The sequence below is a fragment of the uncultured Metabacillus sp. genome, from assembly GCF_947503125.1.
GTDB lineage: Bacteria > Bacillota > Bacilli > Bacillales > Bacillaceae > Metabacillus.
Genome location: NZ_CANNCR010000071.1, coordinates 1 through 15,860, shown reverse-complemented (window position 1 = coordinate 15,860; position 15,860 = coordinate 1). Strand labels below are relative to the sequence as shown.

At 36.7% G+C, this 15,860-nt stretch carries 14 protein-coding genes and 1 other annotated feature; of the genes, 2 read left to right on the top strand and 12 right to left on the bottom strand.

The window, feature by feature from the left end; all coding sequences use genetic code 11:
- Positions 1-160: 160 nt before the first annotated feature.
- The 5 genes from pepF to mecA form a co-directional block, all read right to left on the bottom strand.
- Positions 161-1,987: an oligoendopeptidase F gene (gene pepF, locus Q1B07_RS23580; protein WP_299092594.1), complete on the bottom strand. Its 1,827-nt coding sequence runs from the start codon at positions 1,985-1,987 to the stop codon at positions 161-163.
- Between the two features lie 141 nt (positions 1,988-2,128).
- Positions 2,129-2,302: a hypothetical protein gene (locus Q1B07_RS23575; RefSeq protein ID WP_299092572.1), complete on the bottom strand. Its 174-nt coding sequence runs from the start codon at positions 2,300-2,302 to the stop codon at positions 2,129-2,131.
- A 74-nt stretch (positions 2,303-2,376) separates the two neighbouring features.
- Entirely contained in the window at positions 2,377-3,564 is a 1,188-nt protein-coding gene (locus tag Q1B07_RS23570; protein WP_299092573.1) for a competence protein CoiA family protein, read from the bottom strand.
- 118 nt (positions 3,565-3,682) lie between these two features.
- Positions 3,683-5,194: a cardiolipin synthase gene (gene cls, locus Q1B07_RS23565; RefSeq protein ID WP_299092575.1), complete on the bottom strand. Its 1,512-nt coding sequence runs from the start codon at positions 5,192-5,194 to the stop codon at positions 3,683-3,685.
- Between the two features lie 262 nt (positions 5,195-5,456).
- Positions 5,457-6,128 carry an adaptor protein MecA gene (gene mecA, locus Q1B07_RS23560; RefSeq protein WP_299092576.1) on the bottom strand — a complete coding sequence of 224 codons (672 nt, stop codon included), beginning with the start codon at positions 6,126-6,128 and terminating at the stop codon, positions 5,457-5,459.
- Positions 6,129-6,474: 346 nt separating this feature from the next.
- Here mecA and Q1B07_RS23555 point away from each other — a divergent pair, with 346 nt between their 5' ends.
- A complete protein-coding gene (locus Q1B07_RS23555) occupies positions 6,475-7,149 on the top strand; it encodes a TerC family protein (protein ID WP_299092577.1) in 675 nt (224 codons plus the stop codon).
- Positions 7,150-7,258: 109 nt separating this feature from the next.
- Here Q1B07_RS23555 and spxA read toward each other — a convergent pair whose 3' ends face one another.
- From spxA to Q1B07_RS23520, 7 genes are all read right to left on the bottom strand, one after another.
- Positions 7,259-7,654 carry a transcriptional regulator SpxA gene (gene spxA, locus Q1B07_RS23550; RefSeq protein WP_299092578.1) on the bottom strand — a complete coding sequence of 132 codons (396 nt, stop codon included), beginning with the start codon at positions 7,652-7,654 and terminating at the stop codon, positions 7,259-7,261.
- A 264-nt stretch (positions 7,655-7,918) separates the two neighbouring features.
- Entirely contained in the window at positions 7,919-8,497 is a 579-nt protein-coding gene (locus Q1B07_RS23545) for a GNAT family N-acetyltransferase (RefSeq protein ID WP_299092579.1), read from the bottom strand.
- Between the two features lie 433 nt (positions 8,498-8,930).
- A complete protein-coding gene (locus Q1B07_RS23540; protein ID WP_299833904.1) occupies positions 8,931-9,869 on the bottom strand; it encodes an ATP-binding cassette domain-containing protein in 939 nt (312 codons plus the stop codon).
- Between the two features lies 1 nt (position 9,870).
- Positions 9,871-10,914, bottom strand: a complete 1,044-nt coding sequence (locus Q1B07_RS23535; protein ID WP_299092581.1) for an ABC transporter ATP-binding protein — start codon at positions 10,912-10,914, stop codon at positions 9,871-9,873.
- 20 nt (positions 10,915-10,934) lie between these two features.
- The gene (gene opp3C / locus Q1B07_RS23530; RefSeq protein ID WP_299092583.1) at positions 10,935-11,957 is read right to left on the bottom strand and encodes an oligopeptide ABC transporter permease; all 1,023 of its coding nucleotides are present in this window, start codon (positions 11,955-11,957) and stop codon (positions 10,935-10,937) included.
- Entirely contained in the window at positions 11,957-12,886 is a 930-nt protein-coding gene (gene opp3b / locus Q1B07_RS23525; protein WP_299833900.1) for an oligopeptide ABC transporter permease, read from the bottom strand. The genes opp3C and opp3b overlap by 1 nt, the downstream gene beginning before the upstream one ends.
- 132 nt (positions 12,887-13,018) lie before the next feature.
- On the bottom strand, positions 13,019-14,713 hold the full coding sequence (locus tag Q1B07_RS23520; protein ID WP_299833897.1) for a peptide ABC transporter substrate-binding protein: 1,695 nt from the start codon (positions 14,711-14,713) through the stop codon (positions 13,019-13,021).
- A 393-nt stretch (positions 14,714-15,106) separates the two neighbouring features.
- On the opposite strand from Q1B07_RS23520, the gene Q1B07_RS23515 reads away from it, so the two are divergent.
- Positions 15,107-15,466 carry a DUF3899 domain-containing protein gene (locus Q1B07_RS23515; RefSeq protein WP_299092589.1) on the top strand — a complete coding sequence of 120 codons (360 nt, stop codon included), beginning with the start codon at positions 15,107-15,109 and terminating at the stop codon, positions 15,464-15,466.
- A 60-nt stretch (positions 15,467-15,526) separates the two neighbouring features.
- Positions 15,527-15,733, top strand: a binding site (T-box leader).
- Positions 15,734-15,860 lie beyond the last annotated feature (127 nt).

Here is a 15,860-nt window from a genome sequence, read left to right as displayed (position 1 = left end):
GGAAAAACAGAAAATGAAAAACTAAGAGAGAACGAGAAAACAAAAGATTGGTGTCCAAAATAAGGGGGCCAAACCGATTTTTCTGATTTTATCGGCGGGTTTCCAATTTTATCAGCGTGAAAAGGAATGCGGCATTTTTGCCGCATTCCTTTTCTTTTTATTAATTATTTACCTTGGCTAAAAGCTCTTCCATTTCATTAAGCTTTTCTTCGAATACTTTACAAGCTTCTTCAATTGGTGCAGATGAAGTCATATCCACACCTGCTTTTTTCAGAACCTCAATCGGATAATCGGAGCTGCCCGCTTTTAAGAATTCAATATAACGATCAACTGCCGGCTGGCCTTCTTCTAGGATCTGCTTGCTTAAGGCTGTTGCAGCACTATAGCCTGTTGCATATTGATACACATAATAATTGTAGTAGAAATGAGGAATTCTTGCCCATTCTAAACCAATCTCTTCATCCACAACAATATCTTCACCAAAGTATTTTTTGTTTAAATCATAATAGATTTGTGTCAGAAGCTCAGGTGTTAACGGTTCTCCGTCCTGAGCCTTTTGATGAATAATATGTTCAAATTCAGCAAACATAGTTTGGCGGAAAACTGTTCCTCTAAAGCCTTCCAGGAAGTGATTTAGAAGATAAAGGCGTTCTTTTTCATCCTCAATTGTATTTAATAAATAATCATTTAATAAAGCTTCATTACAGGTTGAGGCAACCTCTGCGACAAAAATTGAGTAATTTCCATATGGATATGGCTGATGTTTCCGTGTGTAGTAGCTATGCACAGAATGGCCGAATTCATGAGCAAGAGTAAATAAATTATTGACATTATCCTGCCAGTTCATAAGAATATAAGGATTTGTTCCATATGCACCAGATGAATAGGCACCGCTTCTTTTCCCTTTATTCTCATGAATATCAACCCAACGATTTTCAAAGCCTTCTTTTAAAATCGAAATATACTCTTCCCCTAAAGGCTCAAGTCCTTTCAGGATATATTCCTTTGCCTCATCATAGGTTACTTCCATCTTAATATCTTTCACAAGCGGTGTATAAAGATCATACATATGAACATCATCAAGCTTCAATACCTCTTTACGAAGCTTCACATAACGCTGCAGGAGATCAAGATTTTTGTGAACCGTACTAATTAAATTTTCATAAACAGATTCAGGAATATTATCACTGCTTAATGCAGCATGTCTTGCTGAATCGTAATGTCTTACTTTCGCGCTGAAATTATCCTTTTTTACTTGTCCGCTTAAGGTGCTGGCAAATGTATTTTTAAAATCACCATATGTTTTATAAACCGCTTTAAAGGCATCTTCTCTTACTCTGCGGTCTTCACTTTCTAAGAAACGAATATACCGGCCATGGGTGATTTCAACTTCCTCACCATTTTCATCCTTTATGGTCGGAAATGTAAGGTCTGCATTGTTAAGCATGCCAAAAGTATTGCTTGAGGAGCCTAATACCTCTGAGGCTTGTGCTAATAATTCCTCTTGCTCAGCAGAAAGAACATGCGGTCTTTGACGATTGATTTCATCAAGAGAATGTTCATAAAGCTTTAGCTCTTCTTTTTCATCGATGAATTGTTTAATTTTTGCCTCATCAATCGATAAAAGCTCTGGAACAATATAGGAGCTTAAGCTTGATGCTTGTGTGTATAAATTTCTTGCCCGATCATTTAATGCTTGGTATTTAGAATTTGTCGTGTCTTGATCATATCTCATGTGTGCATATGTATAAAGTTTGCCAAGACGCTCCATTACTTGATCTTGATACGAGAGTGCCTCAAATAACGCAGTTGCGCTGTCACCAAGCTTTCCTTTAAAATCACCAAGCTTCGGCAACGCGGCTTTAACCTCATCAAATTCCTTCTCCCACGCTTCGTCCGTTGCGAAGATATCCTCTAATCTCCAGGTATCCTCTTGTTTAATTTCACTTCTAGTTGGTAGTTTTTTAACTGCTGTTTGTTCGGCCATTGCGCTTCCCCCTTTAGAATGAATTGCAAATGCGGAGCTTGTATTGGTACAGCTCATGATTGTAAGTGCTGTCACAAGAAGTAACATTCTTTTGTGCTTCATACCCATCCCCCAATCATCAATGCTCTCCGCATAAGCCAATTAACCTTCATTTCGGCTGTAATCCACCGGATGATCAGGTGAGTATGAATAAATGGTGTTATCTCTATCTTGACCCTGTCTGGCTTCTTTTGTCAAATAGAAAGCTGCAGCACCAGCTCCTAACATTGAAACAGTGAAAAGAAATGGATTTCTTCTTCGTCTCTTATTAAACATATGACCACCTCTTTGTTAATATCTCCCTTTTAATTTGTTCAAAAAATAAATTGCTATTCATGGATGGATGATTACTAGAAAAGTCTCCCCACGATCTCTTCATCTGTTTTCAATAATTCGTTCAAGCTCGTTGTCCAATGTATGTTTCTTTCCTTGAAGAATACGTTCTTTTGCTGCTGTTTAATGATTGAAAATCCGCATAGCTTGAGCAAATAATCTTTAAGCGCAAAGGAGTAATCGAGGTCAATATGTGGTAAATGACGAATCGTTAAGATTCCTTCTCTCACTTTCCTAGCCATATACTGATACACACCATGGTAAGTAAACGTGTCATGAAGTGGAATGCTCTCAATATATAGCAGAATCCAACCTTGCCATACATAAACTGGTGATTCTATTAAATAATTGGAATGAAGCGGAAGAAAAGCAAGGGAAGACAAATGAGAAAGAGGCAATTGCTTTGTCTTGTACAGGAAGTGATTAATCGCTGCAACATCTTTTCCTTTAAAGCTAATTGCCTGAACACGAAGTCGTTTGATCTTATTTAGCCAAGCTGTCATGAGCTTTCTTTTATTTGCATGCTGATTCTGAAGCTCAAAATAAGAGGTTGAACAAAGGGGATAGGTTTGATGGTTTGCAATAACCGAACGTGAAGAAAATGGAATAATCGAATTCAGGATAATAAAGGATTTAAGGTTTGAACAGTAAGAAAAAAGAGTAAGCGGATCATCTGGATTTTTCATCCTTGTAAAAAGCCACTGAAAGGGAGTAAGCTGAAATGACACCATCCCCGTTCTTTTAAGTGCTTTGGCCCCCAATATCCAAAGGACATCCATATTTGCTTCCAGATAGCTTTTCGTTCTTTTATAAAATAAGCTGGAATCAATTGTAGAGCACTGAAATTCAATCGCATTCCATTCATCACCATTTAAAAATAATAAGTCCGGCCGTTGCTTAATCTCATGGAGATATGGCTCTAACTGAACCTCTGCAAGCTTTTGTTGCATATTCAGCCATGCAAATAAATCTTGTTTTCCTTGCATATGATATATACTTTCAGGTTCACCCTTCACCCGACATTCGGTTAATTTTTTATGGGCAAAATGAGCGGTAATAATTGATCCTATTTTTAATTCCATTTCATTTGAACAAGTCGGACAACGAAATGTCTTGTTTTCTCTTAACTTGATTAATCTTTCTTTTGACCACTTTTTTTCAGCAACATTGATAAGAATACCTTTCTCATCGTAAGCTACAAACAAGCATACATCACTCCTCCCTATGTATGCATTTTATTATCCACACCTCACCGTTTACATCAAATTGCAGAAAATGTATTTTCTTCTTTAAAAAAGGGGCAAAATAAGGAATTATCCCCATTTATAGCAATGGGGATAATAGTCTTGCTGTTGATTCGAAGAGCTTTTTATAAAAGGCACGTTTTGCGTATTCCTCCAAGATGATTTCCTTTGATTGCTCTATATCCTTTATAAATTCATCAACTAGCTTTTGAGTACTTGCAGTCCGATATAAAAAGGCGTTCACCTCAAAATTCAAATGAAAGCTTCGCATATCCATATTGGATGTTCCGATTGATGCAAGCTCATAATCCACAATGATAATTTTGCTATGCATGAACCCTTTTGTATATTCATAAACCTTAGCCCCTGCATCAAGAAGCTCAGGAAAATACGACCTGGACGCATAATAAACAATTTTTTTATCAGGACGATACGGTACAAGCAGTCTGACATCAATTCCGCTGAGTGCGGCAACTTTTAATGCTGAAAGAATATCTTCATCAGGTACAAAATAGGGAGAAGCAATCCAAATTGATTTTTTTGCAGAAATAATCATCGAAAAAAATAGATTTTTGATCACATCCCATTTGTTATCCGGCCCTCCTGCAATCAACTGAACACCACCTGTTTGCTCCGGCTTATCTAATAAGTTCGTTAAATATGTAGGAGATGACAGCTTTTTATTCGTCATGTAATACCAATCCTGTAAAAAGATCATTTGCAGTGTTCGAACAGCTTCCCCTTTAAGTAAAAGATGCGTATCACGCCAATAACCAAAATGGCTGTTCTTTCCTAAGTACTCATCTCCCACATTTAAGCCGCCTACAAAGCCGACTGTCCCGTCAATGACGATGATTTTCCGATGATTACGAAAGTTAATTTTATTATTCAATAGAGGAATGCGAACAGGTAAAAACGGAATCATTTCAACACCTGATTTATTCAAATCTCTGATATAATTTTTAGACAATTTCCAACAGCCAACAGAATCATAGAGGAAGCGTACCTCCACCCCCTCATTCACTTTTTCAATCAAAACTTCCTTTAGTTTTTGGCCGACTTGGTCATGCCTGACAATATAATATTCAAGATGGATATGATGCTTCGCCTTTTTTAATTCTCGAAAAATATGCTCAAATGTTTCAATTCCATCAGTTAGTGCTTTTGTTTTCGTTCCAAATGAAATGGGACTATGTCCTAATCGATGTGCCAGCTTAAATAACAATTGCTGATGCTCACCCATATGCTTCATCTTATCTTGATACGAGGATCGATTACCTTCAATTTCTAAAAAGGCTTTTTCATCAGTTAATGCTTTCCTTGCAAATAACCGTCTTTTCTTAACATTTCTCCCAAAAAACAAATAAAAAAAGAAGCCAACTAATGGAAATGCCCCTAAAACAACCAGCCATGTTAGAGTATAGGAAGGATGACGATTTTCCAGAAAAATGACAATGCAAATAAAAACAACTGACAAAGTGAAGAGGACACTTACTGTACCAACAACAAGCTCTCCCCAAAGGTTTTTAGTAAGTATGATGACGGAAGCAATCACTGCAATAAATAGCAGTAAACGGAATTTATTTTTCATGGTTTCACCCTGCTTATTTTCTTATTCTTACTTCCTTTATTTTGATGAAACGAACTAACTGAACTTAGTATGTAATCGTGTTGTTTTTATTATCTATAGTTTTTATTTATTGCTTTATATCTATTCAGTATTAAAGTAAGACTTCAATCAAGTTAGATGTCATACTTAACGGATAGTTTGTGTCATGTCCTTTGGAGAACTAATGAAAAATCTTTCGTATCCCTATAAAAAAAGCCGATTTCAAATTGAAATCGACTTTTGCTTATGAAAAATATTGCTTTATAACCTTTAGTGCATGGTCTTTTGCAATTTCTTTACCGTATTCTTCGAGGCGGTGAATCGTCACTTTTGACTCTTGTCCATATTCGAGTATGATACTCAACGTAGTCTCGATTTCCTCATCAAGAGCTTCATCATCAAACTCAATAAATAAATAATAATTTTGGTCAAGTGAATATAAATGATTCGTCATTCCAGCTGGCAGCGAATATTTAGACAAAGAAATAATATTTTCCAGATCATTAAATATAAAGACAAATTGCAGTTGGTGCTCGAAATCATCTGATTGACCATCGTCTGAATCATCTGATTTATTAAAGTGATGTTCTAATAACGATTCGATATTTTCATCAACAGGCAGCTCTTTTAACTTATCATCTGAAATGGGAAGTTCAAGCTTTTGCCCGTCCTTTGACACTTGAGCCTTCGTTACAATGACCTCCAAGCCTTTATCAAGCGCCTGTACTTGAATCCAAAGAGGGCCTTCAACCATAAAGTCCTCTTCCTCATGAACCTCATCCATCATTTCCCAGAAAAGCTCTTCACTGCGATCGCGATTGTACCATATTTCATCACGGTCAAAACCACGCTCTTCTATATCTAAATACGAAATATAAAACTTAACGGTATTTTCGTTAATACGTTCGATTTCCATTAACTAAAACCTTCCCTTCTATATGAGATGTTGAAGGGACAACCCCCTTCTAGGGCAGTTGTACTTTACTACACTTTACCCAAAATGCGCTTAATTTAATCGCGGATAAAGAGAAAGTATGTCGGCATAACCTTAACAAATTAAAGGAAATACCACACTTTATTCAAAACCTTCAATGGTGTAAGAATCTTGTACTCCTATTTTATGATAAAACGCTCTTAAAGGAAATAAAAAAACTCCGAATTTACAAAAACAGTTATTTTACCTATATTGATTTGTACTCATATTTTTTCATTATGTTCATATACATGTACGAGCAGTCAATAACCTGAAAGAGGGTTTACGCATGGAACAGGATTTTCTTTTAGCTTTATTAGCGATCATTGGAATTGACCTTGTACTTGGCGCAGATAATGCCGTTGTTATTGCCATGGCATGTCGTAATTTACCCGTTCATCAGCGAAATAAAGCGATTATATTAGGGACTATGTTTGCTATTGTCTTTAGAATCTTTATTACATTAATTGCTGTTTATTTATTAGAAATCCCTTTCTTACAGCTTGTTGGCGGTATTTTCCTCTTGTATATTGCCTTCCATTTAATTACTGGTAAAGAGGATCATACAAATAACATCAAAAGTCATCACTCGCTTTGGAAAGCTATTCAAACAATTGTTATTGCTGATTTATTAATGGGATTTGACAATGTTATTGCGGTTGCTGGGGCTGCCCAAGGGCATATGATGCTTGTAGCGATTGGCTTACTAATCTCTATACCTATCATTATATGGGGTAGCAAAATGGTGCTTACGCTGTTGACTAAGTACCCGATGCTCATTTATGTTGGCGGAGGTTTGCTTGCACTTACAGCGGGAAAGATGATGGCACAAGAAGATCAACTAGATTCCCTTTACATGTCACATCCACTATTGGCACATAGCTTACCTTATTTAACAACAGCCTTTATCCTTTTGGGCGGTATGCTTTACCAACAATTGTTCCGTGATCAAAAAAGCGAATAAATGAAAAAAGAGGCAAATCTACTGAATAAACTAAGTTAACCTGATATCGCCATTATATCATGCTGAGGTTAAGTTTACATTCGTTAGATAGTGCCTCTTATTGGTATAATTAATTTACTAAGCGCTGTGCTTCTTTAAGCTGAAATGTACGAACTCGACGTGGTAGAAAACGGCGAATTTCATCTTCGTTGTAACCCACTTGAAGTCTCTTTTCATCAATAATGATCGGACGTCGCAATAGACCAGGATTTTCTTGAATAAGATTGTACAAGTCTTGCAGCGGCATTGACTCTAAATTGATATTTAATTTTTGGAAAATCTTCGAACGAGTTGAAATAATTTCATCTGTACCGTCCTCAGTCATTCTTAAAATTTCTTTAATTTCTTGAATCGTTAAAGGCTCAGAGAAAATATTTCGTTCAATATATGCTATATCATGTTCTTCCAACCAAGCTTTTGCCTTTCTGCATGAAGTACAACTTGGTGATGTATATAATGTTACCATTCATCCTTCACTCCTCTAATTATAGAATGAGTTACATCAACTAAAAAGTGTATAGAAATTGAAATTACTTTAAATAAGAAATTATATTTTGATTATACTATAAAAAAGTAAGTATGCATATAGAAATTAAATTAAAAGTGTGACAAAACCATTACATTCATTAATAATCCTTAAAAATACTGGGTTTGTGAAGGAGTGGTTTTTTAAAAAAATTTGAATTAGAAAATGAACTTCACTTCATTTCAATCCAAATCCCATTCTCAATTAACTTAACTCATCGAAAATGTTCTTGTTTTTCCCTTCCCCATCTAAGGTCAACACCTCGGCTGCAGGCTGATATGACTCCCCATAAAGCTCCTTATCCTTATATGTATGAATCATCTTATATGTTTTAATCATGGCGTCATATATATCTTTTTCTGACTCTTTTTGTGGAGCCCAATAAAGAATTTCCATTTTGTTCACTTCATTTGTCGCTAAAGAACGTCGCTCATAGCCTATTGAATCAGCGTGCTTAAAACCTTCTCTTTGATAAAACTTTAATCTTTTCTCTGTATCAGAGTCTTCATAATTAACAGGTTCTACCTCAAGAATGATTGGCTTCCCTTTTTTCTTCAGCTTTTCCAGCAGCTTATGTCCAAGTCCTTCGCCACGGGCATCCTTTGAAACAAAAATGTAATCGATAAAAATAAAATCATCAAGCTCGGCATACATCATCACATGGTTCTTGCCCTCATCCTTATGATAAATATCAGCTCTCTCTTTAAGCAAAGCTTCCATATGCTCTTTTGATTTCATTTCTTCAATGGGAAAATACTGATTTAACTTCTCATACCAGTTCATAAATCGACTCCCTTATCTTTAATAAATTCTCCCATGTTTAGATATACCCTTCTTTTTTTTGGAATAAACATGGAAATATTTTACCTTCGTGGTTCTTTGATGGAGAGAAGCTTATAGCTTGAACTTGGGGGAGAAATGATTTAGTAGCTAGGACTTTGATTTAGCTGATCTTTTTGAGGTTCGTTTGATAAATTGGGATTTTCGCTGATATTTCTGAGATTCCGCCGATATATTCGATTTTGCGCCGATATTTCTGAGATTCCGGCCGATATATTCGATTTCTCGCCGATATGTTAAAATTTCCGCTGATATAGTTGAAACTTCTATAGGAATTGACTACCTGCTCTTAGAATATTCCACTAGCTAATTGTATTGAACCACTCAAATTAATATAAAAAGCTGCCTTTTTCTAATAAGGCAGCCTTTTCAATCATTATGAATATTGCTTTTTATATTGTTCAAATTCCGCTTGGGAACACATGACAAAGTGACCTGGTTTGATTTCACGGAATTCTACTTTGTCTTCTGGTTTATAATTGTGTTGACTTGGATTATAGGACTTTCTTACACGGGTGCGTTCGTAATCTGGATCCGGTAGTGGAATCGCAGATAATAATGATTGTGTATATGGGTGAATTGGATTGCTGTAAAGCTCATCCGCATCTGCAAGCTCAACTAATTTTCCGAAATACATAACACCGATACGATCGCTTATATATTTAACCATGGAGAGGTCATGGGCAATGAATAAATGGGTTAGCCCTTTTTCCTTTTGAAGCTTTTTCATCAGGTTAACCACCTGTGCTTGAATCGAAACATCCAGTGCAGAAATCGGTTCATCGGCAATGATAAATTCAGGTTCTACTGCTAGAGCACGGGCTATCCCGATACGCTGACGTTGTCCGCCGCTAAATTCATGCGGGTAACGGTTAGCATGCTCTTTATTTAATCCAACTGTTTCAAGCAATTCAATGACACGCTTCATCCGATCTGCTTTCGATTTAGCCAAACCGTGAATATCGATTCCCTCGGCAATAATATCTGAAACCTTCATTCTCGGATTCAAAGAGGCTTGCGGATCTTGGAAAATCATCTGCATTTTACGGTTAAATTCTTTAAGCTGTGCTTTTGATTTCTTTCCGTGAACATTGACTCCGTTATATAAAACCTCACCATCGGTCGCATCATATAAACGAATGATCGTTCTTCCAGTTGTCGATTTTCCGCATCCTGATTCGCCAACCAAGCCTAATGTTTCACCTTTAAAAATATCAAAGGAAACATTATCAACCGCTTTTACCTCATTTGGCTTTCCCACATTAAAATATTGCTTTAAATTTTTTATTTCAACTAATTTTTCCTGTTTCGCCATCTTATTTTCCCTCCTTTATCTCAGGGAATTGACGCTGACGCCGTTTTACTGCAGCAGGCGGTTCAACCTTTGGCGCATCCGGATGAAGCAGCCATGTTGCAGCATAATGTGTATCAGAAACCTTAAACATTGGCGGCTGCTGTTCCAGATCAATTTTCATCGCATATTCATTACGAGGTGCAAACGCATCTCCCTTTGGAGGATCTAATAGATCTGGCGGCGTACCAGGTATGGCGTATAGCTCTTCGTCTTCGCTGTCAAGACTTGGCATTGAACTAATTAAGCCCCATGTATATGGATGCTGCGGGTTATAGAAAATCTCGTCAACCGTACCAATTTCAATAATCTTCCCGCCGTACATAACAGCAACGCGGTCTGCTACATTTGCTACAACACCAAGATCATGCGTAATAAAAATAATTGACGTATCAATTTTCTTCTGCAAATCCTTCATAAGCTCCAAAATTTGCGCTTGGATCGTTACATCTAAAGCTGTTGTTGGCTCATCGGCAATTAACACCTTTGGATTACATGCAAGAGCGATCGCAATAACCACCCTTTGTCTCATCCCGCCCGAAAATTGGTGAGGGTATTGGTTAAAGCGCTGTTCAGGCTGAGGAATCCCAACGAGTCGAAGCAAATCAATCGCACGCTCTTTCGCAGCAGCCTTGCTCAATTTTTGATGTTTTACAATCGGCTCAATAATTTGTTTTCCCACTTTCATCGTTGGGTTTAACGATGTCATTGGATCCTGAAAAATCATCGATATGTCTTTACCGCGAATTTTTTGCATCTCTTTTCCGGATAATTTCGCTAAATCTTTTCCTTGAAAAAGGATTTGACCATTCTTAATTTCAGAATTTGATTCAGGTAGTAGACGCATAATCGCTTTCGTTGTGACAGATTTCCCTGAACCTGATTCCCCAACGATTGCTAGTGTCTCTCCTTTTAACAAATCAAAATTAACACCACGAATTGCCTGCACTTCTCCTGAAAACGTATGGAATGAAATGTGCAAGTCTTTTACTTCTAACATTTTTTCCATTTATCCTTCACCTGCCTTTTCTAGTCACGCATTTTCGGATCTAATGCGTCGCGTAGTCCATCTGCAATCATATTAAAACAGATCATAATTAAACTGATAATAATTGCGGGTATAATCATTTGATATGGGTAAAGTTGAAGAACCTTAAATCCATCATCAATCAAGGTACCCAGTGATGCTAATGGTGCCTGTAAACCAAGACCAATAAAGCTTAAAAATGCTTCAAAGAAAATTGCATTCGGGATTGTAAACATAGTATTGATTATAATAACACCTGCCAGGTTTGGAAGCAGATGTTTCCAAATGATTTTACCATTTGAAAGTCCAAGCGTTCTTGCAGCCAGCACATATTCCTGCTGCTTTAATTTCATAACCTGGGCACGAACGACCCTCGCCATACCAACCCAGCCAGTGATTGTCAAGGCAATGGTAATGGATAAAATACCCGGGTCTAATAAAATAATCATTAAAATTACAACCACCAGGTTAGGAATTCCTACCAAAATTTCGATGATACGTTGCATCACATTATCTGTTTTACCGCCAACAAAACCGGAAATAGCTCCGTATAAAACACCAATAACCATGTCAATTACAGCAGCTAAAACAGCAATATATAAAGAAACTTGAGTCCCTTTCCATACACGTGTAAATAAATCGCGTCCTAAGCTGTCAGTACCCAGCCAATAATACTCATCGACTTCCTTTTGCTCATACGCATTATAGACATCCCCGTTCTTTTTTTCCAAATTACCATCAAACGGCAGCCAGCTTATATTCTCTAAAACTGGAATTCTTGGGGGAAGGTTATTATGCTTTAAATTTTGCTCATCATAACCATGTCCAGTTAGATGGGGACCTACTAGAGCCATAATTGTTAGGATGGCTAATATCACTAAACTAATGATGGCACCTTTGTTTTTTCTTACACGAAGCCAGGCGTCCTGCCAGTAGTTTAAACTTGGTTTTGAGATCTTTTCACTTTTACTTGAATCTAACTGCGCGGGTGAAAACATATCTTTTGAAATTTTTTCTTGTGCCATTATTTTTTCCCTCCCGCTAAACGAATCCGCGGATCAATGATTCCATATAGTAGATCGACAATTAAAATAACAACGACGAACAAGACTGAAAATAAGATGGTTGTCCCCATTATAACCGGGTAATCATTTACAGTAATAGATTTAACAAATTGCTCGCCAAGACCCGGAATACCGAAGATTTTTTCGATAACTAATGAACCAGTCATTAAACTAACAACTAATGGTCCTAAAACGGTAATTACCGGGATTAATGCATTTCGAAGCGCGTGCTTAAAAGCAATTTCAAACCAGCTTGCTCCTTTTGCCTTTGCAAGGGTAATGTAATCTGATTCTAAAACCTCGATCATTTCCGTTCTCACAAACCTTGCTGCTGTTGCAAGCGGGAACATTGCTAATGCAATTGTTGGCATAACGGAATATTCCGGACCACGCCAAAACGCGACTGGGAACCACCCTAATTTAACTCCGATATAATATTGCAGTAGTCCCGCAAAAACAAAGGATGGGATTGACTTTCCTAATACAGCAAGAAACGTTGAACTATAATCCACCCATGTATTTTGGCGCAACGCTGACGTTACTCCAAGAATAATGCCAAAAAATGTTCCGAATAAGATAGCTTGAAATCCAAGTACAGCCGATGGTCCAATGCTATCCATGAGAATTTCTGTCACACCAACGTTATCAAATTGAAAGGAAACACCTAAATCCCCTTTCAGCAAATTCACCATATAGTTCATATATTGAACAGGAACTGGTTCATCCAGACCATACTTATCTTTCATGATGGTAAGTTGTGTTTCAGATAATTTACCAGCATTCGTAAAAGGTGTACCAGGGATTATTTTCATGAGGAAAAAAGTAAACGTGGCAATTAAAAATAGAGTTATTATCATGTAAATAATACGTTGAGTAATATATTTCGCCATATGAGTGCACCCCTAAAGAATTTTGAATTTTCAACAATGTTCGACAATTTCCCAACAAGGGAAAAGAGAGTATATTGACAAAAATATACTCTCTTTCTTACTTATTAAGACATTGTCATACCTTGTTGCTTTTTATTTAACTGAAGTCCATTTAAAGCTATATTCAGGTCCTACTAAATGATAAGTAAAGTTTTCAACTTTCTCATTTACTAATACGTTAGATGAACGTTGATAAAGAGGTGCAATCGCAGCATCTTCTTCAAGCAAGATTTTTTCTGCTTGAGCAAGAGCTTCATAATACTCAACTGGTGTTTGAGCTAAAGTTGTTTGCGCATCTTTTACTAACTTATCATATTGCTCGTTGGAGTAATCCATTTTATTGTTTCCTCCGCCTGTTAACCATAAATCTGAGAACGTCATAGGATCAAGATAGTCAGGTCCCCAACCAGCTAATCGAATATCATAATCCTGAGAATTTTCACGATCTAAACGTACGCTGAATGGCACGCTTTCAACTTTTAATTTCAAACCAGGAAGATTTGTTTCTAATTGGTTTTTGATGTATTCAGCTGTTTTCTTGGCGCTTTCAGTATCATCGCCTAAGTATCTTAATTCAACTGTGTCAGTGCCTAAAGCAGCTAAGCCTTTTTCCCAAGAAGCTTTTGCTGCTTCTACATCATAAGGGAGTAATTCATTACCATTGATCTCACGGAAATCCTTTCCAGTTTCAGGATTCTTCGCGAATTCTTGTGGTACTGCATAGTTTGCAACAATTGAACCATTGTTTAATACGCTTTTTACATAATCCTCTTTGTTAATTGCTTGTGCAATCGCCTTACGAATATCAGGATTTTTTAGTGCTTCATTTTCTTTTTGGTTAAATTTCAACCAGAAAATTGTAGGCTCTAACCATGTAACTAAACGATCATCACCTTCATATTGAGGTACGATATCTGATGAAAGTTTACCAGTAACGTCAGCTTCACCAGTTTCAAATGCATTTGCAGAAGATTGCGAATCTTTTAGTACGTTCCATTGCACTTTTTCTAGCTTAACTGTTTCAGCATCCCAGTAATCTTCATTTTTGGAATATGTCCATTCTGAAGCTGTGCTTCCGCCCCAGTCAGATAAAACGAATGGGCCGTTATACACTAAGTTTTCAGCTGTTTTCCCGTAGTTTTCACCTTGTTCTTCAACAAACTTTTGGTTTTGCGGATAGAATGTTGGGAATGCCATTAACGATGTAAAATATGGAATTGGTCTTTCTAATGTAACTTCAAGTGTTTTATCATCGATTGCTTTAACACCTAAAGTATTAAGATCGTATTCTTTTTTCGCTGCACCTGCTGCAGAAATTTCAGCAGCCCCTTTAATCTTTCCATCCATCATATATGGACCATAAGGAGATGCATTTTTAGGATCGATGGCACGCTGCCATGCATAAACAAAATCTTGTGCAGTTACAGGGTCACCATTTGACCATTTCGCATCTCTTAATTTAAATGTGTAAACTGTTCCGTCTTCACTTACTTCAGGTTCACCTTCAGCCAAACCTTCAACAACTTCTTGTTTTGGATCAAGACGGTATAAACCTTCCATTACATTATTTAATGTAGTGAAACTAACAGTATCCTGAGCCATTACGCTATCCATTGAAGGAATAGCTTGTGATTCTAAAGCTGTTATTTCTTGTACTGCCTCTTTTTTGCCTTTATCTCCGCCAGTATCTGTCTCTTGACCAGCATCTCCTCCGCCATAACATGCCGCTAAGAACATGCTAAGAACGAGTGATAAAGCTAAAAGTAGAAAATATTTCGACTTTTTCACTAATAGACCTCCCTTTTATTTATGTACTAGTTGTACTTACAACGAATATTATACAAGTATTCAAACAATTATGCATTTATTTTTTTAATAAAATTTACACAAATGCAATAATATTAAGAATTCGAGACAAAAAAATAGTTCAAATTTCCTATGTTACTTTTGTAACCCTTTCCCATTTTCACAACAAAACGCTTTAACGCGTTGACTTGTAAAGGGTTACAGAATCTAACAATATTCTACTTAATAAACTATTAACATTTGACATAATTAATAGAGATTTTTGTGAATTTCCACTCAAAGTGTATTACCAGTATAACTTTATACCTCTTTTTAACCACTCCTTTCTTTTGATATAATAGTTCTTATTGAATAATTGGAAGAGGATGGTTAAATTTGCTCCCAAAAACGTTTACGCTTTTTATTTTGTCTTTATGTGCAACAATTTTACTATCATTTCTCATTTACCATAAATTAACGTTGTTGTATTTCATTAATATTTCCTTTTTTATTGCAGGTTCATTTTTATTCCTTGCCCTCCTGACGATGACGGTTAAAGGCGGATTCTTCGACGGGATTACCTATGGATTCCGGAGGACGTTTGTTTCAAAAGGCAAGGAATTATCAAAAGATGAGATTCAAGAAATGACGCCGATTTCTGAAATGATTACCTTTCATTATTCACCATTTCTAAGAAACGGCCTCCTCATGTTAGCTGTCATGCTCATAGCTCTCTTTATTTACTACAATCGTTAGCCCATTTTTCTTGAAATCATTTGCAAAAAATGGCTTCGTTCCTTATAATAAGTAAAAAAATAGTTGGCTATGACAAAGATTAGTACATACAACAATCATTTAAAGAGAGCCTGTGGCTGCTGGGAACAGGTAATGAAGTGTATGGAATGGACTTTTGAGCTTCTGTGCAGAAACTTTAGTACGTACAGACGTAATCTTGCGTTAAAGATCTAAGTGATTTCTACTAAAGAAATAAGTAGGGTGGCACCGCGGTCCATCGTCCCTATCAAATGGGTACGAGTGGGCTTTTTTGTTTTGAAATGCGTAAGCGTCTTGCTCAGCGACGTATGAACTGGAGCACTCCGTATGAGATAAAGGAAACACGAAGAGCGATAGCGATTCGATGTTGACTTAC

Bases quoted from the DNA above. Each gene is read 5' to 3' on its own strand.
- pepF (WP_299092594.1), bottom strand. From the start codon at position 1,987: ATGGCCGAACAAACAGCAGTTAAAAAACTACCAACTAGAAGTGAAATT.
- Q1B07_RS23540 (WP_299833904.1), bottom strand. From the start codon at position 9,869: ATGGCGAAACAGGAAAAATTAGTTGAAATAAAAAATTTAAAGCAATAT.
- opp3b (WP_299833900.1), bottom strand. From the start codon at position 12,886: ATGGCGAAATATATTACTCAACGTATTATTTACATGATAATAACTCTA.
- Q1B07_RS23555 (WP_299092577.1), top strand. From the start codon at position 6,475: ATGGAACAGGATTTTCTTTTAGCTTTATTAGCGATCATTGGAATTGAC.
- Q1B07_RS23535 (WP_299092581.1), bottom strand. From the start codon at position 10,914: ATGGAAAAAATGTTAGAAGTAAAAGACTTGCACATTTCATTCCATACG.
- mecA (WP_299092576.1), bottom strand. From the start codon at position 6,128: ATGGAAATCGAACGTATTAACGAAAATACCGTTAAGTTTTATATTTCG.
- Q1B07_RS23575 (WP_299092572.1), bottom strand. From the start codon at position 2,302: ATGTTTAATAAGAGACGAAGAAGAAATCCATTTCTTTTCACTGTTTCA.
- cls (WP_299092575.1), bottom strand. From the start codon at position 5,194: ATGAAAAATAAATTCCGTTTACTGCTATTTATTGCAGTGATTGCTTCC.
- Q1B07_RS23545 (WP_299092579.1), bottom strand. From the start codon at position 8,497: ATGAACTGGTATGAGAAGTTAAATCAGTATTTTCCCATTGAAGAAATG.
- opp3C (WP_299092583.1), bottom strand. From the start codon at position 11,957: ATGGCACAAGAAAAAATTTCAAAAGATATGTTTTCACCCGCGCAGTTA.
- spxA (WP_299092578.1), bottom strand. From the start codon at position 7,654: ATGGTAACATTATATACATCACCAAGTTGTACTTCATGCAGAAAGGCA.